This is a genomic window from Bacteroides sp. AM10-21B (genome assembly GCF_003472565.1).
Taxonomy (GTDB): Bacteria; Bacteroidota; Bacteroidia; order Bacteroidales; family Bacteroidaceae; genus Bacteroides; species Bacteroides propionicigenes.
Genome location: NZ_QRME01000009.1, coordinates 122,800 through 146,263, shown reverse-complemented (window position 1 = coordinate 146,263; position 23,464 = coordinate 122,800). Strand labels below are relative to the sequence as shown.

Here is a 23,464-nt window from a genome sequence, read left to right as displayed (position 1 = left end):
ATAGGGCTGAATCTGTGGTGGGATTATTTGAGAGATAAAAAATAAAACATTTGTTTGTTACGAATAAAATCCTGTACGCCCTTAATGTCTTCTATCAAACGGAATTTTGCCTTGAACCTGATAAATACCATTTCAGGCTTACTGTTTCCTCTGGTTACTTTTCCTTATGCTTCCCGTATATTATTGGCAGATGGAATAGGTCAAGTACAATTCTTTCAGGGAATAATCGGTTATATTTCTCTTTGTACATCATTGGGTATTCCTTTGTACGCAATTCGTGAAATAGCCCGTGTACGAGATGACAAGATACAATGTGGCAGGACAGCTGTTGAAATATTACTGTTACATTCTCTACTGACCTTGGCAGGCTATATTATTGTATTTGTATTGATAACTACAGTTGCTAAGGTACAAGCTGATATTCCTTTATTCCTACTGTTAAGTACTAATTTATTTTTTACGGCCATAGGTGCATTATGGTTCTATCAGGGAATTGAAGATTTTAAATACATCACGATACGTACATTGATTGTTCGTACTTTTTCGTTGCTGGCTTTGTTCCTCTTTGTTAAGGACAAATCCGATTTGTTTTATTATGCCGCTATTTCTGTGGTGGCCGAAGCAGGAGGCAATGTCTTTAATTTCATCAGGCTGAGAAAGTTTTTAGCATACAGATACCTGAACGTACATACATTACATCCTATGCGACATTTCAAGCCTGCTTTGAAAATATTCTTGTTAAGTATGGTTATCAGTATTTATGTAGGCTTGGACACAGTAATGCTCGGCTTTTTGAAAAATGAGGTGGCAGTCGGTTATTATGCGGCGGCTACCCGAATAACAAAATCCATATTGGGGGTGGTTCAGTCTTTAGGTACGGTATTATTACCCCGTTTTTCTAATTTGGTCAGTACCAATCAAATGGTTGATTTTAAAAATCTTTCAGACAAAGCTATCAGTTTGGTTCTTGCTACAAGTTTACCGCTAACAGTCGGTCTGATATTTATGGCTTCGCCATTAATCCATTTATTTTGTGGTGAAAATTTTGAACCGTCTATTTTGACTTTACAGATTATGTCACCTATCATATTGTTTATTGCCATGTCCGGTATCATAGGAATGCAAATTCTGTATTCTTTGGGAAAAGAAAAACTGGTGATATTGGCAACTTTAGGTGGTGCTATTATGAATTTTTCTTTGAATTGGGCTCTGATACCTTCATACGGTCAATACGGGGCGGGAATTGCTACAAGCATAGCTGAGTTTGTCGTAACAACTTTGATGATTGTTCTAGGTTGGAAATATATGCCTGTACGTTTCTTTTCAAGGCAAAATTGTACCTATTACATAGCGACTTTCGCTATGACTGTTTTCTTGTTGTTTTTGTTACTTCCGGATTTTGGAGAAGTGACGTATTGCTTCATTGGAGTAGTATTATCGATTATACTCTATATAACCATTCTATCTAAAAGAAAAGACCCGCTGGTCTGCCAGTTCCACAATATATTAAACCGTAAAATTCATAGGAATGCCTGAATTCGATTATTTGATTGTCGGTGCCGGCTTGTTCGGTGCCATGTTTGCTTACAGGGCAAAACTGCAGGGAAAGTGTGTGTTGGTGATAGACAAACGTTCCCATAGGGGAGGTAACCTGTATTGTGAAAATATAGAGAATATAAATGTACAGACTTGCTGGCTTTTATCATCCGCCGTTTGCCCGTTCGTTTCTGTTATGACAATAATTACTTCAATGACATTTATCAGGGGCATTCGGTAGGTGGATACAACAGATGGGTAGACGGATTGCTGAAAAATATTGAAGTCCGGCTGGACACCGATTCTTTCAAGGACAGGACGGCGTTTGAACGATTAGCGGACAAGATTGTATTTACAGGTAAAATAGACGGATATTACAATTATCGATTTGGAAAACTGGAATGTCGTAGCTTACGTTTTGAAGAGGAAGTTTTGGATATTCCCACCTATCAGGGGAATATAGCAGTAAATTATACCGATACCGAACATCTGTACACACGTATTATAGAGCATAAATATTTTGAGTTTGGAGAGCAACCCAAAATAGTGATTACTAGGGAGTATCCACAGGAGTGGAATGAGAACTGCGAGCCTTATTACCCGATAAATGACGGGAAGAATATGTCTGTGTACAGTCAATATAAGAGGTTGGCTGATCAAAATATGAATGTGATTTTTGGCAGTCGTCTGGCTGAGTATAAATATTATGATATGCACCAGATTATAGAGAAGGTGCTGAATATGAAATTGTAAACAATGGCAGATAATTTGAAGGATATAGCTTGGCAGGCGGCTTGTGCTGTCAAGGGTTATGACGCTTCTCGTATCCGACAGGATGCCTGTGGAGCTTGGATAGCCTATGCTGATTTTAACAAACATGAAAGTATGTTCGGTTGGGAGATAGACCATATTTATCCGACCTTTAAATTGAGGCAGTTGGGAGTCCCTGAGAGGTTATGGAATAACCCATTGAACATTCGTGCTTTTCATTGGAAAAACAATTACAGCAAGGGGGCTTCATATCCCATGTACACCTCAGCAGTTATTGGTTACGGTGACACTAATATGGAACAACAGAACGTCTTTTGGATTTCCGACCCCTTGCAGGATAGCCTTCGGGGACTTTTTAAAATCAAAGAATAATTAAATCATAATAAACAACGTATGAATATTGCAATTGTTGGTACCGGCTATGTCGGTTTGGTATCCGGAGCGTGTTTCTCCGAAATGGGAATTAACGTCACTTGTGTAGACATTGACGAAAAGAAAATTCAGAAATTGAAGGAAGGTGTTATGCCTATTTATGAGCCGGGATTGGACGAACTTGTTGAACGTAATGTCAAGGCTGGACGACTTCATTTCACTACCGATTTGGCTTCCTGTCTGGATGAAGTGGAGATTATTTTCAGTGCAGTGGGTACTCCTCCTGATGAGGATGGAAGCGCGGATTTGAAGTATGTGTTAGAAGTGGCTCGTACAGTAGGGCGTAACATAAACAAGCATGTGGTATTGGTTACAAAGAGTACCGTTCCTGTAGGGACGGCGAAGAAAGTACGTACTACCGTTCAAGAAGAACTTGACAAACGGGGAGTGGATATTGAATTTGACGTGGCTTCCAATCCTGAATTTTTAAAAGAAGGAGCCGCTATCAAGGATTTCATGGCTCCGGACCGTGTTGTAGTGGGTGTGGAAAGTGACCGTGCCCGCAAACTGATGGAAAAGTTGTATCGTCCCTTTACACTAAACGGTTATCCTATCTTGATGATGGATGTTCCTTCTGCAGAAATGACGAAATATGCTGCCAATGCCATGCTGGCTACACGCATCAGCTTCATGAATGACATTGCTAATCTATGTGAGAGGGTAGGAGCTAATGTGGATAATGTTCGTAAAGGCATGGGAACGGATTCCCGCATTGGCAGCCGTTTCCTTTATGCCGGTTGCGGCTATGGCGGTTCCTGTTTTCCAAAAGACGTGAAAGCTTTGGTCCATACAGGCATCGAGAACGGTTATCATATGCAAGTTATTGAAGCGGTAGAGGCTGTGAATGAAAAGCAGAAATACATCGTTTTTGAAAAATTAAATAAAGCTTTCAACGGTAATTTGAAAGGTAAAACAATCGCTCTTTGGGGGCTCTCTTTTAAGCCTGAAACGGATGATATGCGAGAAGCTCCTGCTCTGGTGGTGATTAATGAGTTACTGAAAGCGGGTGCTAAAGTCAAAGCTTTTGATCCGATAGCCATTGAAGAAACAAAGCGCCGTATCGGTGATACAATCATTTATTGTAAAGATATGTATGAAGCTGTTATTGATGCGGATGCGGTGGCTCTGATGACCGAATGGAAACAGTTTCGGATGCCAAGTTGGGCAATTATCCATAAAGCGATGAATAGCCATGTAGTGGTGGATGGGCGTAACATCTACGATGGTGAGGAGCTACAGGAAATGGGGTTCACTTATTCACGTATTGGTCAAGAATAAATTCTATAAAAATGAAAAGAATATTGGTGACAGGCGGAGCCGGTTTCATCGGCTCCAATCTTTGTGAGCGTCTTCTGGCAGAAGGGAGCGACGTAATCTGTCTGGATAATTATTTTACCGGCAGTAAGGACAATGTTCATCATTTACTAGACAACCATAATTTTGAATTGGTTCGTCATGACGTGACTACTCCTTATTTTGCCGAAGTAGATGAAATCTATAATCTTGCATGCCCCGCTTCTCCTCCCTATTATCAGTACAATCCGATAAAGACGATGAAGACTTCCATTTATGGGGCAATGAATATGCTGGGATTGGCAAAACGTACCAAGGCCAAAATTTTGCAGGCTTCTACGAGTGAAGTCTATGGCGATCCGGCCGTACACCCTCAGGTAGAAAGCTATTGGGGCAATGTCAATCCAAACGGTATCCGTTCCTGCTATGATGAAGGTAAGCGTGCGTCTGAAACTTTGTTCATGGACTATCATCGTCAAAACGGCGTCCGTATCAAGATAATCCGTATCTTCAACACATACGGTCCAAGGATGGATCCTAATGACGGGCGTGTGGTATCCAACTTCATCGTACAGGCTTTGAAAGGCGAGGATATAACCATTTATGGTGATGGTCATCAAACCCGGAGTTTCCAGTATGTGGATGACTTGATAGAGGCGATGGTACGGATGATGGCTACTGATGACAGTTTCATAGGCCCTGTGAATACGGGTAATCCGGGTGAATTTACTATGTTGGAGCTTGCGGAAAAAGTGATAGACTTGACCAATTCCAAGTCAAAAATTGTTTTTCGGCCATTACCGAGTGATGATCCTAAGCAAAGAAGACCGGATATCAGTCTGGCCAAGGAAAAGCTGAACGGCTGGGAACCTCGGATAAAGTTAGAAGACGGATTGAAAAAGACCATAGCTTACTTTGCAGAAAAAATAAGTAAATAAGTATTAGGAGTTTCCGATATTTCGATTTACCTTTGAAGAAATTTAAGACATAATGCGTGAAATCAAGCCATATAAAGATCAAAATCCGGAATCTCAATCCGTGAATGAGCCTGCGATGATGTATGAATCATCTTGTCGTAGTGTGGATGATTTCATCGCATCTATTCCTGTAGACTTGATGCGGAAACTAGCCGAATATGCTGTTACTGAATGTAAGGCAGGTCGATGTATTCCTCACGAACAAGTTGAGGAGTTAATTAATGAGCGGATGGGATGGAAATAGCCTGGTTACCTTCCGCTACTGAAGATTTGATTTCTCTTTTAAATAGAGTGGACGACTTGTTTGGTTCTTCTGTTTCTATACAGGTCAGGCAGAAGATAATGTCTCATGTTTATTTGTTGTCTTCTTTTCCCTATATGGGAATGCGTGATTTCCGTTTTTCTTCGATTGAAATTCGTTATTTAGTAAATACTCCCAATGTTATTTATTATATCCTATTTGAGAATAGGGTTATTATCCTTTCTATTTTTAATTCAAAGCAATCTCCGGAGAATATTCAACGGATACTTGCTGATATATTGAAAGCAAACGGTTTGTTGTAATTAGTAAGTTAGGGTATATGCTTCCTTGAAAAATAGACCTTGGTTTGAGTGTCTAATTATTAACATATAATCATAATATTATGAAGTTTACCTATATGTGGGGAGAGGTTTGGAAATTTTATAAATATTTCAAGCCTCAGAAGCCATATAAAAAGAAGTTACGTTCGTTGATACGCTTCTGCTATTGGATATTATTATCGCCTATTTATAAATTTGTATTAGCAATAAGGCTCCGTAAAATTAGTTTTAAATATGAGGTGGCAGTGTGTGCAATATTTAAGAATGAAGCTCTTTTTATGAAAGAGTGGATTGAGTATCATTTGTTGATTGGTATTGAACACTTTTATCTCTATAACAATTTTTCGAATGATAATTATAAAGAGGTGTTACGACCGTATGTGGAAAAAGATATTGTTACATTAATAGATTGGCCTATTCAAGGTAATGACAATGCGCAAGATAGAGCCTATACGGATTGTTTACGTAGATTTAAAAACGAGGCTCATTGGGTTGCAATTATTGATTTGGATGAATTCATTAATCTGAAAAAATGTGATAAAATAAAAGATTGGCTACTTGAATATGAAAAATACCCTAGTGTTTATTTATATTGGAAACATTTTGGCGCTTCAGGAAAAATGGATCATATTCCAGGAAGTTTAGTCATAGAAGAATATACTTCTTGCTGGGAGCATCTATGTGATTTTGGAAAATCTATTGTAAATAATAATTTTTACTTCCCACATCCAAGTGGACATGCGATTAAAGCACAATTGAAGATAGGTAGTGTAACAGTTCGCATTCCTGCGGTAAATAACAGAAAAAATTTTAATTATATGTCATATCCTTTTTGGGTACATGATGTTTCTGCTCAAATTAATCATTATTACATAAGAGGGTTTAAAGATAGGTACGATAAATGCTTCAAACGAGGATTTGCCGGACCAGATAATGTATCGGACTATTATGAGTATGATAGAATTACTCCTTATGAATTATTTTGTACAACTCGTGAATATTCTATACAGAGATTTCTAATGCCTTTAAAAATGAGAATGAATAAAATTTAGCATAGAAATATGTATTTCAAATAAGTAAAAATGAAAAGGCCGAAAGTTTCTATCTGTGTACCTATATATAATGTGGAAAATTATATAGAACGATGTTTACGTTCTTTATTTGAACAGACACTTGATGACATAGAATATATTTTTGTTGATGATTGTACTCCGGATAACAGCATTGGAAGATTAAAAGAAGTTCTTACAGGTTATCCTAATCGAATATCGCAAACAAAGATTATTCATCATAATGAAAACCAAACTCTATCAGGAGCTCTGAAAACAGCATTTACTAATGCAACAGGAGAATATCTGATATCTTGTGATCCAGATGACTGGGTAGAACTTGATATGTATGAAAAGTTATATTTGAAGGCGAAAGAGACGGATGCAGATGTAGTATGTTGTGATCATTACATAGAAAAATATTCAAATAGGAAATTGGGAATCAGTCATTATGAAGGAGGGTATGAAGAACGTATGGGGGCGTGGATAAGAGGAAAGTATGCTGCTTACTCTTGGGCTACATTAGTACATTTTCATGTTTATCAGCATATGCAGTATTTACAATGTGAATATGTTGAGGATGCTGTAAGAGCTTGTCAAGTTTTATATTACGGGAATAAATATTCTTATATTGCTGAGCCTCTATATCATTATAGATGTGAAGGACAAGGAGCAACAAGTTTTTCAAAAGTAGAAAAGACTATCAAATTGCATATGATTGCATATCCGTGGATTTTTGACTTTATTCATCAAAAATTTGACAATAAATATGATGAGGATATCTTAATATCAAAATTACAAATAAAATGGGAATGGTGTACAAATGGACTTCATTCGGCATTTTATGAATGCTGGCCAGAAGTTAATAATAGTTCGTCATTGAAATATTTACCTGTTTCTATTTCCCGAAAAATTTTGTTGTGGATTGCTTTCCGAAGATATAAATCTGTTTTTAATATCATTGCGAAGGCTTACCGTTTCTTTCAAAAAAATAGATATTTCTTATGGATAAAATGATAATTACCTGTTCATGCGACAATGGCTATGCAGTTCACTGCGGTACAATGTTGACTTCTGTGCTTGAAAATAATAAAAGCCATGAGATAGAAATCTATATCCTGACAGACTTTATTGATGAGGAAAACAGGAGGAAATTCGATGTATTATCTGAACAATATTGTCAAGAAATCCATATAGTGGATATTGATATGAATCTCTTCAAGGATCTTCCTTATATGGGGGATGCTGATAATAATAGTTTAGCCACTTATTATAGACTATTAATACCTCAAGTAATTCCAGATAGTGTAGAAAAGATTCTCTATTTGGATTGTGATATAATAGTCAGGGATAATCTCTATGAATTGTGGTCTGTTGATATTGGTGGGTTTGCTTTTGCCGCTGCAGAAGATGCTTTTATACAAATAGATGAATTCACTAAACGTCTGTGTTATCCGTTAAGTGATTCTTATTATAATGCAGGTGTTTTGCTTTATAATTTGATTTATTTACGAGAAATGCAGTTTAGAAATCAATATGAATATTACTGCCAAAATTTTAGAGAACGCATAGTCTTCCATGATCAAGATATTATCAATGCTATTTATCATGGTAAAATTAAAAGAATACCGGTGAAATGGAATGTCATGGATTCTTTTCTGTTTAGAGAACCGTGGATAAATCCGGCGTATAAAGAGGAGTTAGAAAATGCATTAGTAAAACCTTATATAATACATTATACCGGAGCATTGAAACCTTGGTTTAAAGAGTGTCATAATCCTTATAAAGAAGAATATTGGAGTTATCGGGTCTTGTCTCCATGGAAGGAAGGAAAGGCTGTGTATAAACACAAGTGCTTAGCAGCTATAAATATAGAAATAAGATATTTGATAAAAAAGTTTTTTTTATCAAAAACAAAGTTGGGAAAATCATTGTATAGAGTTTAATATTATCCAGTAAGAAAATCTTCAAAATGAAAATTCTTTTTGATTTATCTTTTATTCGTCTGGACCTGTATACTGGAGTAGCTAAATATGCTTATCGCATATTGGATTATGTTGTATCAAGTAATCAATATGGAAACTTTAAATTATTACTTAATGTTGCATCAGCAAGGCAAATAAAAACATGGTATCCTCAATTTGATACAATCGTAATAGGTAGAAGAGGCTTATTAAAAATTCCTGTTATAAGAACTTTATGGTGTATGTTTGAGTTCCCAAAAACAGTAAATTGCTCTGGTTGTGATATTGTTTTTTGCCCTTATGGAGGTTCTATTAACTGTTTGAAGACCAAAGTGAAAAAAATTACTACAATTCATGATTTGCAATTACAGGTAGATTTAAAAGGAATATCAAAAATCTTGCCAAAGATATGGGATGATACAGTTGTGAAAAATTCAGATGCGATTGTCACTATTTCCGAGTTCTCTAAAAATCAAATATTGTCTTTTTATCCGGAATTGGAAGGACGGGTGTTTCCATTGGGAAATTCAGTTTCTGTGAATGAGAAAAGTTCTGTAGACTTGCAAATTGCTTATCGTTATATACTATATGTTGGTAGATTATCAGGCAAGAAAAATGTACTTACTTTATTGAAAGCCTTTAATAGGATTAGAAATAAGATAGAAAATAGGAAACTGGTAATAATAGGTAAAACGAATTCTTATTGGGAAAATACTCTTTTCCCATATATTGAAAATCAAGGTTTATCTGAGCAAATAATCTTGGTGGAGTCATGCTCAGAAGACGAACTGACTGCTTGGTATAAAAGAGCAGATTTATTTGTTTTTCCTTCTATAAGAGAAGGATTTGGTTCTCCGCCATTGGAGGCTGCCATATTAGAGGTCCCTGTAATAACCTCATTGGCTGATTCTCTGGAAGAGGTTACTATGGGATTACTAAATTCATATAAAAATCCTATGGATGACGAGGAACTGTCAAACAAGATACTCACTGTGCTAACCAATCCTCCTGCTAAAGAATGTCTGAAAGAGATTAGGAGAAAGTTGTTAGTAAAATATTCTTCAGAGATAGTAGGCCAACAAATTTGTAATTTCATTTATAATTATTGATATTATTTGTAGGTATGCTTTTCTATATTATTTTAGTAATATCTTTTTTTGTTTGTTTTACGTTTTCTGATTGTAAATGGCAAAACAAATATTTGAAGAAAATACTATTGGCATACCCTTGTATAATTTTGTTTTGTATTTCTGTATTCAGGTTTGATATTGGATATGATTATCCTAATTATTACAGTTTAATAGGCCCTTCTTTTGATCGACTTGAGTTTGAACGGATTGAGCCTTTGGCACAGTGTATAGTAAAAATCGTGAGATATATTGGGGAACCGTGGTTACTTTTTGTTTTATTTGGAATACCTACTTATTTTCTTGCATTTTGGGCCTGTTCAAAAACCGGACATTTTCAGTTGGCGTTTTGGACGTATGTTTTTTTATTTTTATTAGATTCATTCAGCACCATTAGACAGGCTGTTGCTATAGCTATAATAATGTGGGCAGTAGTATATATGCAGGAAAAGAAAATGTTTTTTTATGTAGTGACTTGTGTTTTGGCATCATTATTCCATTCATCGGCACTTATTATGTTACCGGTTTATTTTATATATCATTATTGCTCATGGCGAATGATACTGGTGGGAATGATCTGTTTTACCTTCTTTTTTCAGATTATCATTTCTGTATTGTTAGATAATGATTTATATGCTTTTTATTTGAAAAATGAGAATGAATTGGAAGGAGGGACCTTACTAAGGTACTTTTATATCATGTTGTATATATTTCTGTTTTTGTTTTCTTATAACAGGCATCTGATAGAAGAGAATAAACGATTTTTTATAGCCTTGTTTCCGGCTTTCTTTTTCCCTTTTTTATTTGGCGGACATCTAGGAGGTAGGATTTCATCTTATTTTTATGTGCTGTTTCTCTTCATGATACCACAGATATTATCTAAATGTAGCGGTAAATTAAGAATATTGTCAATGTTGGTCCTGATGACTTTCTTTTTTGCAATTTTATATATTTCACAAAAACAGGATAAGTCTCCGTTTATTCCTTATCAGTCTATTTTTGAGGTGGATTTGGAACATCCGCATTTTAAATGATGGTTTTATTTTTTTATAATGTAGTTAATTCTACAGATAATGGTGGACAGATTGGTATCCAACGTAATTTGGATATGTGCTGTAATGTGTTTGGAAAGGAAAATGTAATAATATTTAAAATGTATCAGCCTTCAAGATGGAGATTGTTATATAATCTATTATCATTAAGTGGATATTATTCATCTTTACAAAATGATAGAGAGTTTAGAAGGCTATGTATGAATTATAAATTTGATATAGCTTTTATAAATGGGGCTTTATCATTTAATTATTTGGAACCTTTGAAGAAAACGGGATGTCGGATTCATACCTATTTTCATAATGTAGATTATTACTATTATTTGGGAAAATACCAATTCTCCAAAAATGTAGCAGATTGGATGGTTGCAAAGTATATTTTTTATTGTGAACGAAAAACTACTTTTTATAGTGATGTTACAATTGCATTGAATAGTCGGGATGCAGAGGGAGTGAAAAAATTATACAACCGAGATGTTGACCTTATTTTACCTATTGGTATGGAGGATGAAGGAGAGATGCGATGTGATGTAAATCAGGTGAAATCACATCCATATTGTCTTTTTGTCGGCTCCGATTTTTATGCTAATATAGAAGGTGTAGACTGGTTTATTAAAAATGTTGCTCCATTCATTAAGATGGATTTTTGGGTAGTGGGCACTTGTTGTTCATCGTTTGAACAGAGGAAATTGCCCAATAATGTTTTTTTAAAAGGAAGGGTAGAAAGTTTATTACCATTTTATAAAAATGCGTCTTGTGTAGTATCTCCAATATTTTCAGGCTCTGGAATGAAAACAAAAACAATTGAAGCGTTGAAGTATGGAAAAACTATTTTTGGTACCTCGGAGGCATTTGAAGGTATTGAGGTAGATTATTCTTCAGTAGGTGCTTTATGTAACAGTACACAAGAATTTATAGATGCGATTAATGTAGCCGATATAAAATATTTTAATGAGTACAGTTATTATATTTTTCATAAACTCTACTCCTATAGTGCTATTTTTCAAAAGTATAAATTATTCATTGATAAACTATTAAAATGATTTTTCGTAGTAAAGCACCCTTTCGTTTAGGTATTGCTGGCGGTGGTACTGATGTCTCCCCTTATTCGGATATATATGGAGGAGCAATTTTGAATGTAACAGTTAATCTCTATTCATATGCAACGATAAAGCCGTTGAATAATGGAAAGATAATCTTTAAACATATAAATGAGGGAATAACAGAGACATTGGAACTGTCGGAAGAGTTGCCTTTAGAGGGGCAATTGTTGCTTCAACGTGGTATTTATAATTCTATTGTGAGGCGCTTTAATCGGAATGTACCTCTCTCTTTTGAATTGACGACTTATATGGATGTTCCTTCTGGTTCTGGTTTGGGAACTTCTTCTACAGTGGCTGTTTCTATAATTGGTGCTTTTAAAGAATGGTTGAAACTTCCTTTGGGTGAATATGACATAGCTCAGTATGCTTATGATATAGAACGTAAGGAGTTGCAAATGGCTGGAGGAAAACAGGATCAATACGCTGCGACATTTGGTGGCGTGAATTTTATGGAGTTTTATGCGGATAATAAGGTTATAGTGAATCCTCTGCGAATTCATCGGGAAATACTGAACGAATGGGGACATAATACTTTACTTTATTTTACTGATACTCGTCGTAAATCATCCCGAATTATAGAGGAGCAGTCCCGAAATGTAGTGAAGAAGAAAGAATCTTCCATTGAGGCCATGCACAAAGTGAAAAGTGAAGCTTACCGGATAAAAAATTTATTGTTAAAGAATGAATTGAATGAACTGGGAATAGCCTTGAATGATAGTTGGGAATACAAAAAGCAGATGGCAAAGTCTATTTCCACCCCTGAAATAGATGAAATGTACGAAACTGCAATCCTTCATGGAGCTTTGGGAGGTAAGATTTCAGGTGCTGGTGGTGGAGGTTTTATGTTCTTTTATTGTCCGGGCACAGTGAAATATGTTGTGGCAAAGGCTTTGGAAGAAAAATATAGTGGAAAAATATATAAAGTGGAGTTTGTAGAACAGGGTTTAACGACATGGTCGACCGAGGAGTGAATATAGTTGAAAGAAAAGAGTTTGTGTGGTTGGATTGGGCTAAAGCAATTGGTATTTGGCTGGTTGTATTGGGACATGCCATTCAGGCTACTTGTATAGAACGGGAAATAGGCCATATTTGTTATGATTTTATTTACACTTTTCATATGCCGCTTTTTTTCTTACTCTCCGGTTATTTATTTCAGAAAAAAAACTGTAATAGATTTTTTTTACGATCTCTTTTGTATACTTTGGTAATTCCTTATTTACTTTATTCTTTATGCTTTTTTCCTCTAAGTTTTTATATAGATGCCATAAAAAATGGACATGGTATACAGGAGACATTGGGGCGTTTATTTTTAGGAATAATTATGGGAGATGGTTACGAAACGCCATATTCTTATTATTCATGCCTTCCTTGCTGGTTTTTTGTTTGTATTATTCAGTTGAAATTGTTGTTTGTCATTGTTCCTGTTTATAGAAAAAGTATGATGATGATTAATGTTATTTCTATTATTATCATTTCTTTATTACAACATTATAAGATTGATTTATATTGCAATTTGGACTCTACATTGTTGGCTATACCATTTTTTTCGGTAGGTTTTCTATTGAAAAATATTAATATATTTGGGGGTAAAAACAGTAATGCCATTTTATCCATTTTTATGTTCTGTCTTACCTATGTAGTATTATGTTTGAATGGACCGGCTCAGATGAATGGACCAGGGGTCGGTTGTAATATTTTGTTGTTTTTTGTGGGAGGAATTACTGGCAGTTTGACTATATTATTTATATCTCAGAGTTTTGATAAGAATGGTCTGATACGATTGATTTCTCGCAATACATTGTTTATTATATTCTTTCATTGGCTTCTTCTCGTCTCCTATTCCTTGTTTAGAAGAACTTTTGATCTTTGGTCTTTCATAAAGAACGATTATCTGGCAATTATTTTTACTATTGTTTTTTCCTTTCTTTTATTTATCCCAATAGTTTTTGTTATAAAGTTGATGCTCCCCCGTTTTCCACTTCTGTTTGGTAAATATTTAAGAAATAAAATATGAAAATGAAAAATACTGATTTAATCATGCATCGTTTGCAAACTCATTTGTATACGATACAATCAATTAATGCCGATAAAGATTTACTGTCTACATTATTGGTAATCGCTGAGAAAATTGTGACAACCTTTAATAATGGTTGCAAAGTTTATTTTTGTGGTAATGGTGGTAGTGCTGCTGATGCACAACATTTAGCTGCTGAGTTTTCCGGTCGTTTCTATATTGATCGTCCGGGACTTCCTGCGGAGGCATTGCATTGTAATACTTCTTATTTGACGGCGGTTGCTAATGATTATTCTTATGATGTGATTTATTCCCGTCTGATAACAGGGATAGGGCGTAAGGGAGACATGTTGATAGGAATTTCGACTTCGGGTAATTCGAATAATATTATAAATGCCTTTGATATATGTAGGGAGAAAGGTATAACTACCATCGCCTTTACAGGGCATGATGGCGGTAGAATGAGAGATATGGCTGATTATAGTTTAGTCATACCATCAAATGATACACCTAGAATTCAAGAAGCCCATATTACATTGGGACATATTATTTGTGAAATAGTAGAGTCTACTATTTTTGGAACTAAACAGGAAGAAAAGCAATGAAAATCGTGATAATAGCCGGAGGGCAAGGTACGCGTATTGCTTCTGTAAACAGTGAAATACCTAAAGCGATGATACCGGTAAATAGTAAGCCCATATTGGAGTATCAAGTTGAATTGGCTAAAAGATATGGTTTTACAGAATTTATATTTATAATTGGTCATTTAGGAAATGTAATTAAGGAATATTTTGGTGATGGATCTAAGTGGGGAGTTAGCATTATTTATTACCATGAAGAGATGCCTTTAGGCACAGCTGGCGCTATGCCCGTAATTCAATATTTGCTTACAGAAGATTTCTTTGTGTTCTATGGAGATACGATCATGGATATAGCATTGGATGAAATGCTGAAATTCCATAAGGAACATCAGTCGGAAGCTACTCTTTTTGTACACCCTAATGACCATCCTTATGATTCAGATATTGTGGAAATAGATAGTAACAACCGTTTGATTCAGTTACATCTGAAACCTCATCCGGATAATTTTATTAGTCGTAATCTGGTAAATGCTTCTTTGTTCATACTTTCTCCCCGCGTAATTGATTATGTTCCTAAGGATCAGAAAGTGAATTTTGAGAAACATGTATTTCCTAAATGTTTGGCTGAAGGCATGCGTATGTATGGTTATGTTTCTGCTGAATATATAAAAGATATGGGCACTCCAGATCGCTATGAGAAAGTTTGCCGGGATGTAATTAATGGCAAGGTAACTCGTCTGAATAAAAAATATCCTCGTGCGGCAGTCTTTTTGGATAGAGATGGAGTGATAAACAAAGAAGTAAAGTTTCTGCACAGAGCGGAACAATTGGAACTGATACGGGGTGCAGCGGAGGCAATTCGTTTAATAAATCAGAAAGGATATCTTGCTATTGTTATAACCAATCAACCGGTGATAGCACGTAATATGTGTACACTCGAAGAATTGGATACTATACATGCTACATTGGAGACCCTGTTGGGCAAGGAACATGCTTATCTGGATGCTATTTATTATTGTCCTCATCATCCGGATAGTGGTTATCCTGAGGAACGTAAAGAATATAAGGTTGTTTGCAATTGTCGGAAACCCAAACCGGGAATGATATTACAGGCTGCTAAAGATTGGAATATTGATTTGTCTCAATCTTATTTGGTTGGAGATAGTGAAACAGATATACAGGCGGGGCAAAATGCAGGCATAAGAGGTTTATATAAAATAATACAGAATGAACCTGATTCGTTATTGAAACAACTTAGTAGTTTGTTGTAAATATAAAAAATGATATTATGAAATTATGCTATTTTTATACAGATATTACATTGAAAGGAGGAATTGAACGTGTTTTGTCATTGCTAATTACGGAGCAAATTAAAAATCCAGAATTAGAGATAACGCTTGTTTCTCAGTATAAAACATTTAATGTTCCTCATTATAGATTTCCAAAGAATTTAAAAATTGTCTATTTGTCAGATACTCCTTATGATGGAGTTCCTGCGTCCTTTCATCGATTGTGGTTACAATTAAAAAATTTAAAGAAGGTGAAGTACTTCTTTAAAAAGAATACATTTGATATTATTGTTTCACAAGCTTTTCCTAATGCTTTTACTCTATATTTGGCTGGAGTACCTACGTATAAAATAATTTCTGAAGAGCAGGTTTATTATGGCTATTATAATAAATTGATTCGTTCTCTTCGTATTTTGATTTATCGAAAATTTAGAGCTGTAGTTGTATTAACGGAGAAAGATCGGCAGAAATTCTTATGTCATCTTTCCAATGTTAAAACAATTCCTAATCCGGTTGTATTATCCGCTCGATATCATGCACCATTGCAAAATAAAAAAATAATATCTGTAGGTCGCTTGGAGTATCAAAAAGGATATGACACATTGATTCGTGTGTTTGCTAAAGTACATAAGAAATTTCCGGATTGGATTCTTGAAATATATGGGGAAGGTACGTTAAAAGAGAGTTTGCAGAATAAAATTAATGAATCTGGTTTAAAAGAAGTATTCATCTTGAAAGGGACTACTGATAAAGTTTATGAGAAAATGAGGGAAGCTGCCTTCTTTGTATTATCATCGAGATTCGAAGGTTTTGGTATGGTATTGGTTGAAGCAATGTCGCAGGGGGTTCCCTGTGTTAGTTTTGATTGTCCTAATGGTCCTTCTGATATTATTGCTGATGGGGATGATGGTTTATTAGTGGAGAATCAAAATGAAGTTGCTTTAACTGAAAGTATTGAACTCTTGATTACAAATGAAGCATTACGGAAAAAGATAGGGAATAATGCGTATGATAAGGTAACAATCTTTTCGATTGAGAAAATAATGGGTATGTGGGAGGAATTATATAAAGTATAATGAAAGAGGCGCTCATTTCTGTCATAACTCCTTGTTACAACGCGGCTTCTTATATTGCAGGAACCATAGAATCTGTTATTTCTCAATCATATTCTAATTGGGAAATGTTAATAATAGATGATTGTTCTACAGATAACTCAGCTGCAATTATTCAGAAGTATTGTTCTATTGATAACAGAATCAAATATTATAGAACGGGAAAGAAATCCGGTTCACCAGCTTTGCCAAGGAATTTGGGAATTGAATATGCTCATGGTAAATACATTGCATTTCTTGACAGTGATGATAGTTGGTTCCCTAATAAATTGCAAGAACAATATGTCTATCTAGAAAAGTATAATTTGTCTTTCGTTTATTCTGATTATGAAAAGATCTCGTGGGATGGGAAAAGGGCAGGACGAATTGTGAGAGTACGTTTGTCTTCCTCTTATTGGGATATTCTTGAAAGTTGTTCTATACCTTGTTTAACAGTCCTTTTAACTCGTGAATTAATTGGAGATACCCGTTTTAAGTCTATTCCCAAAGAGGATTATGGCTTTTGGCTTGAAATTTTACGAAAAGGATGTACTGCTTATAATACAGGTAAAGTACATGCATTGTATCGTGAAGCGCAGAATAGTCGTTCTAGTAATAAACTTGCTATGTTTAAAGGGCAATGGTATGTTTTACGACGTATAGAAGGAGTAAAAAAAGTACCAGCTCTTTATTTTATGTTTGTGTTTACATTGAAAGGAGTTATTAAATATTTAAAATGATAAGTATAGGTGTTAATTATAAACTTATTGATACCCGAAAAATCATTGACTATATAAATTCTTTTTCCGAAAGAGTTAGTGTAGAAGATATTTTTCAGTGTTCAGGTGCTGATAAACTCCGTGTATATCCTGCCTTATTTGAATTGGAACAGAGTGGTTTTCTTGAAGTGGTAGAACGTGAAGAATTGGGTGCTCCATTGATAGTTTGTAAAAAGGGAAGTTGAATAAATGACAGATAACAGCGGTTATTTGTTTTAGGCGCAGCCGGAATTGCTTTTTAAGTGGTTCCGGCTGTTTTTATTTAATAGAATAATAAAACTGATGCTTTGCTCTATTAGTAGGAAAAATTGTTCTTTTAGTTAGCTTTAAGTCTTAAATATTGGTTATTATGTTGCTTTATTCCTACTTTTGCGCCCCGAATTTTAAAGAATAAACAGACATGAGAAAAATTATTGTAAGTATTGCATTATGTATGGCTGTTGTAGCAGCTAATGCACAGAAAGCTGTAGTAGGGAACAAATTTACAGACAATTGGTCAGTAGGTTTTAATGCAGGTGGAACTACTCCTCTTACTCACAGTGCTTTTTTCAAAGACATGAGAGCTGTATTAGGAGTGGGCTTGAATAAACAAGTTACTCCGGTATTAGGATTGGGTTTTGAAGCGATGACAAGCATAAACACTACTTCAAGCCAAACAGCATTTGATAACACTAATCTGAGCTTACTGAGCACATTGAATCTGAATAACCTGTTCTGTGGTTATACAGGCGCTCCAAGATTCTTTGAAGTAGAAACTGTTGCCGGTATCGGTTGGTTGCATTATGCCGTAAACGGTGCAAGTGATCTTAACAGTATGTCAAGCAAATTGGGTCTTAACTTTAACTTTAATCTGGGTGAAGAAAAGGCGTGGACTTTGGCTTTCAAACCTGCTTTAGTGTATGACATGAGTGCGGATGGAACAGATAATGTATGTTTCAACGCCAATCGTGCAGCTTGGGAGTTTACAGCCGGACTGAAGTATCACTTCAATTGCAGTAACGGTAAGCGTTACTTTACTTTCGTGAAGCCGTATAATCAATCGGAAATAGATGCTCTGAATGAGCAGATTAACAACTTGCGCCAAGAGGCTAACAACAATGCGGCAGCACTGAAAGATGTCAACCAAAAAGCTGCAGAGCTGGAAACCGCTCTGAATGATTGCAAGAACCAGGCTCCGAAAGTAATTACGGAAACTGTTACCAATAACAAGAAAACTTTGGAATCAGTTGTAACATTCCGTCAGGGCGGAACTTCTGTAGAGTCTTCACAAACTCCTAACGTAGAACGTATCGCTACTTATCTGAAGAATCATAAAAATGCAACCGTATCTATCAAAGGTTACGCTTCGCCGGAAGGAAATGCCGATGTGAACGCCCGTATTGCCAAGCAACGTGCAGAATCTGTTAAGAATTTGCTTATCAATAGATACAAGATTGCTGCAAATCGCATCACTGCGGAAGGTCAGGGTGTAGGTAATATGTTTGAAGAAGCTGACTGGAATCGTGTTAGCATCTGTACAATCAATGAGGACTAATCTGTTGGATTGAACTAATAACAAATTTAAGAATCAATATCCTTTTGATGTGTAACCAGCCGGAATCACTTTAAAAAAAGTAATTCCGGCTGGTTTTATTAATTGTTTCAGAGCTTGTAAATGAAAAACTGTATATTTACATATAGCTTCTAAAAAAATAGAATGGAACAAATGCGTAAATTGCCTATAGGCATACAGACTTTACACATTGAAGTTTCCCAATGATGAAGTTCGTTATGGCTTCTTGAATTTTTTGGTTCCCTTTAGTAAGGAGACGCGCAATATAGAACGTTATGTGGTAGATGAACTGTAAAACCGGAAGTATATAACAGATAGTAAATAAGCATATTATAAATCATTTTCAGAAAACAGCTCCAGCGGGGCTGTTTTCTTTGTTTATGCCTGTATATATTCTCACCTTTGCATCGTTGATCAACGAAATGAGATTTTAAAAAAGATGTTTAATTTAAAATGTAAAGGAGAGATAATATGCCTCTATTTTATTATGCGAGACAGTCGCAAATTGCAACAAAAGAAGGTGTGAAGACATGGCACTTGAGCCTGAAAAAAGTGGGAAAAACGGTAGATACGCAGTTATTGGCAGAGAATATTGCCGAGAAATCTTCATTGACGCCGGGTGATGTGCAGAATGTAATCCGAAACTTGATGTCGACAATGCGGATGTATCTGCTAAATAGCCGTACGGTGCGGTTGAATGGTTTGGGTACATTTACCATGAAGGCTCGTACACGAGGTAAGGGTACGGAGAAAGCGGAAGATGTAAATCCGAGTCAGGTGACAGCGTTACGTTGCCAGTTTACTCCGGAATATACGCGTCCCGCTGCTATGGGTACTACCCGTGCTTTATTGCAAGGAGTAGAATTTGAGAAATGTATGGAAACGGCAACTGATGGCAGCTCCTCCGGTGGTAATGATGGATTACCTGATGACGGAGAGAAAGATAATCCGCTGGGATAAGTCGTGTAAAGTATGATAGTAATGAGTTATTAGTGTTTAATGATTAAAAAATGAAAATTATGAGTATCAAAGTATCGGTTTGGGATAAGATTCTGAAAGTGATTATTGCAGTGGCAGGCGCTATTGCAGGTGTGATTGGCGGACAAGTGATAGGAATTTAACCTCTTGGTCTGAATATTTTTCTGACTTTTCTCATCAACTTTATTCCAAGCATTACTCCGTCGAATATTGCCATGCCGGTATTAAATGCCCGCATGACAGCTGTTCCTTTGTCTGCTGCAGGAGCAATAGGGGCGAATAAACTACGGGCGGTATCGGACATGACCTGCTTTTGGGCACGCAACTCTTCTAAGGCTTCGGCTCTTTGGCGTTGAAGGTCTTCTAATGTGAGAATCTCTGTCTTGGAAGTTTCATTCATATCCATGATATTTTAGTTCTTGTCGTTATCTATGAATAATCCTGCAATGAATTTGGTCATTGGATTAATAATGAATTTCTTGCGGAATATGACGATTAGTGCAATCAATAGGATGTGGAAACAACTTATCATGGCAAAACTCACCATTAATCCGCCTACTATGGGGTCTAATATATAGGCCAGGGTAAAGGATAGATAGAACAAAGCCACCATGCCGAGGATGACGACCAGTAACACGAGTATAAGTGTGGAAAGCAATATGGTCAGCTTTTCCGCTACTTCCAGCTGGGTGTATTTTTTTTGTAGTTCCAGATATTTCTTGAAATCGAAAAATAGCTGCTGGATATTCTCAATACTGTTGTCATCTGCAAACATAGTGGCTTTGTTTTGAAATGTGGTTTGATTTATTCGTTTGCTTCGCCTTTAATTTCTGCGGCAATCTCATCAACGAGGTTTTCCATTTCATTACGGTTCAACCGGATACCTTTCTTGCGAAGGATTTCTGCAATCTTATGACGCGTATCTTCACCTTTTTCCGGGGCAAACAAAACACCGATGGCTGCGCCCACTGCTGCACCACCTAAAAACGCTGCTAAAACATTTAATCCTTTCATAATAATACTCCTTTCTTTTTATTAAGTCTAATATGACAAAGCTAACAAAATATTTTGAATGATTGTTCAATAATTCTTGTTTTTTAGAAATATGTGCCATGAAAAACGACAAAATGTAGATTTTAATTATATTTAACGGCATTGGAGGGGGGAAGATAAGCGGTTCGGCGTACTTTTGTTCCCTAAATAAAAAAGTGGTATATGAAAAAATTGCTGAACGGGACAATACTATTACTTTTGATGTGTATAGCACCGGGACTGACGTCTTGCATGAATGACGGAGGTTCTGACTGGGTAGGAAAATGGCAGTTGCGCGAATATCAGTATTCTGACGGTAAAGTACAGAAAGTAGACAGTATTTTCTATGGTTTTCAAAAAGGTAGTTTTCTGGCATATTGTATGAATGAAAATGGAAACTATGAAGGTTTTTATGGTTATTATAAGTTGAAAGATGATGAAATTTCTATAACTTTGTGGCCGGATAACAGTTCCGGAAACGAGGCTGCGCATGAGGAGTTGGTGAATTCGGAAAGCTATAAGAAATTCTTTGGCTGGGGAGATACCGGAGAAAGGACGTTTAAGGTGGAAGAACTGACAGGCAAGAAGATGCGATTGAACTATGAAGGAACTAAATATGTTTTTCGTAAGTATTGAGTGTAATTTGAGAATAGACATAGTTACTAACAAAAAATAAAAGAAAAAGATGAAAAAACTGGCAGTGTTAGGAATGGGAGTATGTATTGTACTGGCATTCTCTTCTTGTAAGTCAAGTGAAAGCGCTTATAAGAAAGCATATGAAAAAGCTAAACAACAGGAACTGGCAGAGCCGCAGACTGCCGCACCGGTAGAGGAGGTTGCTCCTGTAGTTAGCGCTCCTGTAGAGGCTAAGGTGGTGGAAAGTGCACCGGTAGGCACAATTCGTCAGGAAAAGGTGACGGTAGTATCGGGCGTTGACGGGCTGAAGGATTATAGCGTTGTATGCGGTAGCTTCGGCGTAAAAGCGAATGCGGAAAACCTGAAGAACTTCTTGGATAAGGAAGGCTACAATGCGGTTATTGCATTTAATGCAGAAGCAGCGATGTATCGTGTGATTGTAAGCACATATGCAGACAGAAACTCGGCAGCCAATGCTCGTGACGCTTTCAAAGCTAAATACCCTAACCGTCAGGATTTCCAGGGCGCTTGGCTGCTGTACCGCATTAATTAATTTGAATTCTTTTTGGTAATTCATAAGAAAGGGGTATTTTCCTCCTTTCAAGATAGGGCAGTAACTGGGAAGTTACTGCCTTTTTTTATAATCCGCTGGAAATGATTATGAAACATCGGTTTCTAAGATTGTGAAAAGTACTTATAAATTTCTCTTTTTCGTTTAAAAGAAGTTATAAAACAAAATTAAAAACTTTTGGCGGTAGAAAAGTTTTTAATTTTGCACCTTGTATATTTTTAGAATACAATATGGAACGACGATATATACTTGACGCGATTGATGCAGCACTGTGTGCGGGCAAAGATATTCTTTCTATTTACAACGATCCGGCGTCAGACTTTCAGGTAGAAAGGAAAGCGGATAATTCTCCTTTGACGATTGCTGATAAAAAGGCGCATGAAACGATTGCCGGTTATCTGCGTAATACTCCTTATCCGTTATTGAGCGAAGAAGGAAAGCATTTGCCCTACACGGAAAGGCGTATGTGGACTACTTTATGGATTGTGGACCCGCTGGACGGTACGAAAGAGTTCATAAAACGAAATGGAGAGTTTACGGTTAATATTGCTTTAGTGCACAATTCCATTCCGGTAATGGGGGTTATCTATCTTCCGGTAAAGAAGGAACTCTATTTTGCAGAAGAATGTTTAGGAGCGTATAAACTGGCTGATATTACAACTCGCGGTGGTATGTCGTTGGAGGAGTTAATGGCAAAGGCTGTTTGTTTGCCGGTTCAGGAGAAACATGATAAGTTTGTGATTGTGGCGTCCCGTTCACATCTTTCTTCCGAGACCGAAGACTACATTGAAAAGATGAAGCGTTGTCATACGGATGTAGAATTGGTTTCCAGCGGGAGTTCTATCAAAATATGTCTGGTTGCGGAAGGTAAAGCGGATGTATATCCCCGTTTTGCTCCGACAATGGAGTGGGATACAGCCGCCGGGCACGCCATTGCACGTGCTGCCGGTATGGAAGTGTATCAAGCCGGAAAGGAAGAGCCTTTACGGTATAATAAAGAAGATTTGTTGAATCCCTGGTTTATAGTAGAGCCCAGGCGTAATTAAATAACGACT

At 36.3% G+C, this 23,464-nt stretch carries 28 protein-coding genes and 1 pseudogene; 26 read left to right on the top strand and 3 right to left on the bottom strand.

Going from position 1 to position 23,464, the window contains the following annotated elements; all coding sequences use genetic code 11:
* Positions 1-84: 84 nt before the first annotated feature.
* From DW121_RS13275 to DW121_RS15625, 23 genes and pseudogenes are all read left to right on the top strand, one after another.
* Complete coding sequence (locus DW121_RS13275; RefSeq protein ID WP_118324037.1) at positions 85-1,536, top strand: flippase; 1,452 nt, start codon at positions 85-87, stop codon at positions 1,534-1,536.
* Positions 1,529-2,289: pseudogene (locus DW121_RS13270) on the top strand (UDP-galactopyranose mutase). Before DW121_RS13275 ends, DW121_RS13270 begins: the two are co-directional and overlap by 8 nt.
* Positions 2,290-2,292: 3 nt before the next feature.
* Positions 2,293-2,679: a hypothetical protein gene (locus DW121_RS13265; protein WP_118324036.1), complete on the top strand. Its 387-nt coding sequence runs from the start codon at positions 2,293-2,295 to the stop codon at positions 2,677-2,679.
* 21 nt (positions 2,680-2,700) lie between these two features.
* Complete coding sequence (locus DW121_RS13260) at positions 2,701-4,017, top strand: UDP-glucose dehydrogenase family protein (RefSeq protein ID WP_118324035.1); 1,317 nt, start codon at positions 2,701-2,703, stop codon at positions 4,015-4,017.
* An 11-nt stretch (positions 4,018-4,028) separates the two neighbouring features.
* The gene (locus DW121_RS13255; RefSeq protein WP_187120040.1) at positions 4,029-4,970 is read left to right on the top strand and encodes a UDP-glucuronic acid decarboxylase family protein; all 942 of its coding nucleotides are present in this window, start codon (positions 4,029-4,031) and stop codon (positions 4,968-4,970) included.
* A 52-nt stretch (positions 4,971-5,022) separates the two neighbouring features.
* Positions 5,023-5,253 carry a hypothetical protein gene (locus DW121_RS13250; RefSeq protein WP_118324033.1) on the top strand — a complete coding sequence of 77 codons (231 nt, stop codon included), beginning with the start codon at positions 5,023-5,025 and terminating at the stop codon, positions 5,251-5,253.
* Positions 5,244-5,573, top strand: coding sequence for a type II toxin-antitoxin system RelE/ParE family toxin (locus DW121_RS13245; RefSeq protein ID WP_118324032.1), 330 nt, complete (start codon positions 5,244-5,246; stop codon positions 5,571-5,573). Before DW121_RS13250 ends, DW121_RS13245 begins: the two co-directional genes overlap by 10 nt.
* A gap of 80 nt (positions 5,574-5,653) precedes the next feature.
* Complete coding sequence (locus DW121_RS13240) at positions 5,654-6,643, top strand: glycosyltransferase family 92 protein (protein WP_118324031.1); 990 nt, start codon at positions 5,654-5,656, stop codon at positions 6,641-6,643.
* 30 nt (positions 6,644-6,673) lie between these two features.
* Entirely contained in the window at positions 6,674-7,657 is a 984-nt protein-coding gene (locus DW121_RS13235; protein WP_118324030.1) for a glycosyltransferase family 2 protein, read from the top strand.
* Positions 7,645-8,586 (top strand): glycosyltransferase family 8 protein, encoded by a 942-nt coding sequence (locus tag DW121_RS13230; RefSeq protein WP_118324029.1) that lies wholly within the window; start codon positions 7,645-7,647, stop codon positions 8,584-8,586. Before DW121_RS13235 ends, DW121_RS13230 begins: the two co-directional genes overlap by 13 nt.
* Positions 8,587-8,612: 26 nt before the next feature.
* Positions 8,613-9,713: a glycosyltransferase family 4 protein gene (locus DW121_RS13225; protein WP_118324028.1), complete on the top strand. Its 1,101-nt coding sequence runs from the start codon at positions 8,613-8,615 to the stop codon at positions 9,711-9,713.
* A gap of 92 nt (positions 9,714-9,805) precedes the next feature.
* Complete coding sequence (locus DW121_RS13220; RefSeq protein WP_158573929.1) at positions 9,806-10,765, top strand: EpsG family protein; 960 nt, start codon at positions 9,806-9,808, stop codon at positions 10,763-10,765.
* On the top strand, positions 10,762-11,826 hold the full coding sequence (locus DW121_RS13215; protein WP_118324026.1) for a glycosyltransferase: 1,065 nt from the start codon (positions 10,762-10,764) through the stop codon (positions 11,824-11,826). The genes DW121_RS13220 and DW121_RS13215 overlap by 4 nt, the downstream gene beginning before the upstream one ends.
* Positions 11,823-12,857 carry a dehydrogenase gene (locus DW121_RS13210; protein WP_118324025.1) on the top strand — a complete coding sequence of 345 codons (1,035 nt, stop codon included), beginning with the start codon at positions 11,823-11,825 and terminating at the stop codon, positions 12,855-12,857. Before DW121_RS13215 ends, DW121_RS13210 begins: the two co-directional genes overlap by 4 nt.
* Positions 12,839-13,900 carry an acyltransferase family protein gene (locus DW121_RS13205; protein WP_118324024.1) on the top strand — a complete coding sequence of 354 codons (1,062 nt, stop codon included), beginning with the start codon at positions 12,839-12,841 and terminating at the stop codon, positions 13,898-13,900. Before DW121_RS13210 ends, DW121_RS13205 begins: the two co-directional genes overlap by 19 nt.
* Positions 13,897-14,505 carry an SIS domain-containing protein gene (locus DW121_RS13200; RefSeq protein ID WP_233555814.1) on the top strand — a complete coding sequence of 203 codons (609 nt, stop codon included), beginning with the start codon at positions 13,897-13,899 and terminating at the stop codon, positions 14,503-14,505. The genes DW121_RS13205 and DW121_RS13200 overlap by 4 nt, the downstream gene beginning before the upstream one ends.
* Positions 14,502-15,752, top strand: a complete 1,251-nt coding sequence (locus DW121_RS13195; protein WP_118324023.1) for an HAD-IIIA family hydrolase — start codon at positions 14,502-14,504, stop codon at positions 15,750-15,752. Before DW121_RS13200 ends, DW121_RS13195 begins: the two co-directional genes overlap by 4 nt.
* Before the next feature lie 17 nt (positions 15,753-15,769).
* Complete coding sequence (locus tag DW121_RS13190) at positions 15,770-16,846, top strand: glycosyltransferase family 4 protein (protein ID WP_118324022.1); 1,077 nt, start codon at positions 15,770-15,772, stop codon at positions 16,844-16,846.
* Entirely contained in the window at positions 16,846-17,601 is a 756-nt protein-coding gene (locus DW121_RS13185) for a glycosyltransferase family 2 protein (protein ID WP_118324021.1), read from the top strand. Before DW121_RS13190 ends, DW121_RS13185 begins: the two co-directional genes overlap by 1 nt.
* Positions 17,598-17,825, top strand: coding sequence for a hypothetical protein (locus DW121_RS13180; protein ID WP_187120039.1), 228 nt, complete (start codon positions 17,598-17,600; stop codon positions 17,823-17,825). Before DW121_RS13185 ends, DW121_RS13180 begins: the two co-directional genes overlap by 4 nt.
* A 215-nt stretch (positions 17,826-18,040) precedes the next feature.
* On the top strand, positions 18,041-19,174 hold the full coding sequence (locus DW121_RS13175) for an OmpA family protein (RefSeq protein ID WP_118324020.1): 1,134 nt from the start codon (positions 18,041-18,043) through the stop codon (positions 19,172-19,174).
* Positions 19,175-19,663: 489 nt separating this feature from the next.
* On the top strand, positions 19,664-20,152 hold the full coding sequence (locus DW121_RS13170) for an HU family DNA-binding protein (RefSeq protein ID WP_118324019.1): 489 nt from the start codon (positions 19,664-19,666) through the stop codon (positions 20,150-20,152).
* 65 nt (positions 20,153-20,217) lie between these two features.
* A complete protein-coding gene (locus tag DW121_RS15625) occupies positions 20,218-20,313 on the top strand; it encodes a smalltalk protein (protein WP_158573930.1) in 96 nt (31 codons plus the stop codon).
* Here the strand turns inward: DW121_RS15625 and DW121_RS13165 are convergent.
* Genes DW121_RS13165 through DW121_RS13155 form a run of 3 tightly spaced genes read right to left on the bottom strand, consistent with a single transcriptional unit; the run spans position 20,310 to position 21,184 of the window.
* Entirely contained in the window at positions 20,310-20,576 is a 267-nt protein-coding gene (locus tag DW121_RS13165; RefSeq protein WP_118324018.1) for a hypothetical protein, read from the bottom strand. The genes DW121_RS15625 and DW121_RS13165 overlap by 4 nt on opposite strands.
* Before the next feature lie 6 nt (positions 20,577-20,582).
* A complete protein-coding gene (locus DW121_RS13160) occupies positions 20,583-20,945 on the bottom strand; it encodes a phage holin family protein (RefSeq protein WP_117712627.1) in 363 nt (120 codons plus the stop codon).
* Positions 20,946-20,974: 29 nt separating this feature from the next.
* Positions 20,975-21,184, bottom strand: coding sequence for a YtxH domain-containing protein (locus DW121_RS13155; protein WP_117712625.1), 210 nt, complete (start codon positions 21,182-21,184; stop codon positions 20,975-20,977).
* A gap of 201 nt (positions 21,185-21,385) precedes the next feature.
* Between DW121_RS13155 and DW121_RS13145 the strand changes: the two genes are divergently transcribed.
* From DW121_RS13145 to cysQ, 3 genes are all read left to right on the top strand, one after another.
* Positions 21,386-21,838 carry a lipocalin-like domain-containing protein gene (locus tag DW121_RS13145; protein ID WP_117712623.1) on the top strand — a complete coding sequence of 151 codons (453 nt, stop codon included), beginning with the start codon at positions 21,386-21,388 and terminating at the stop codon, positions 21,836-21,838.
* A gap of 49 nt (positions 21,839-21,887) precedes the next feature.
* Entirely contained in the window at positions 21,888-22,391 is a 504-nt protein-coding gene (locus DW121_RS13140) for an SPOR domain-containing protein (RefSeq protein ID WP_117712621.1), read from the top strand.
* A 248-nt stretch (positions 22,392-22,639) separates the two neighbouring features.
* Positions 22,640-23,455 (top strand): 3'(2'),5'-bisphosphate nucleotidase CysQ, encoded by an 816-nt coding sequence (cysQ, locus tag DW121_RS13135; protein ID WP_117712612.1) that lies wholly within the window; start codon positions 22,640-22,642, stop codon positions 23,453-23,455.
* Positions 23,456-23,464: the final 9 nt, after the last annotated feature.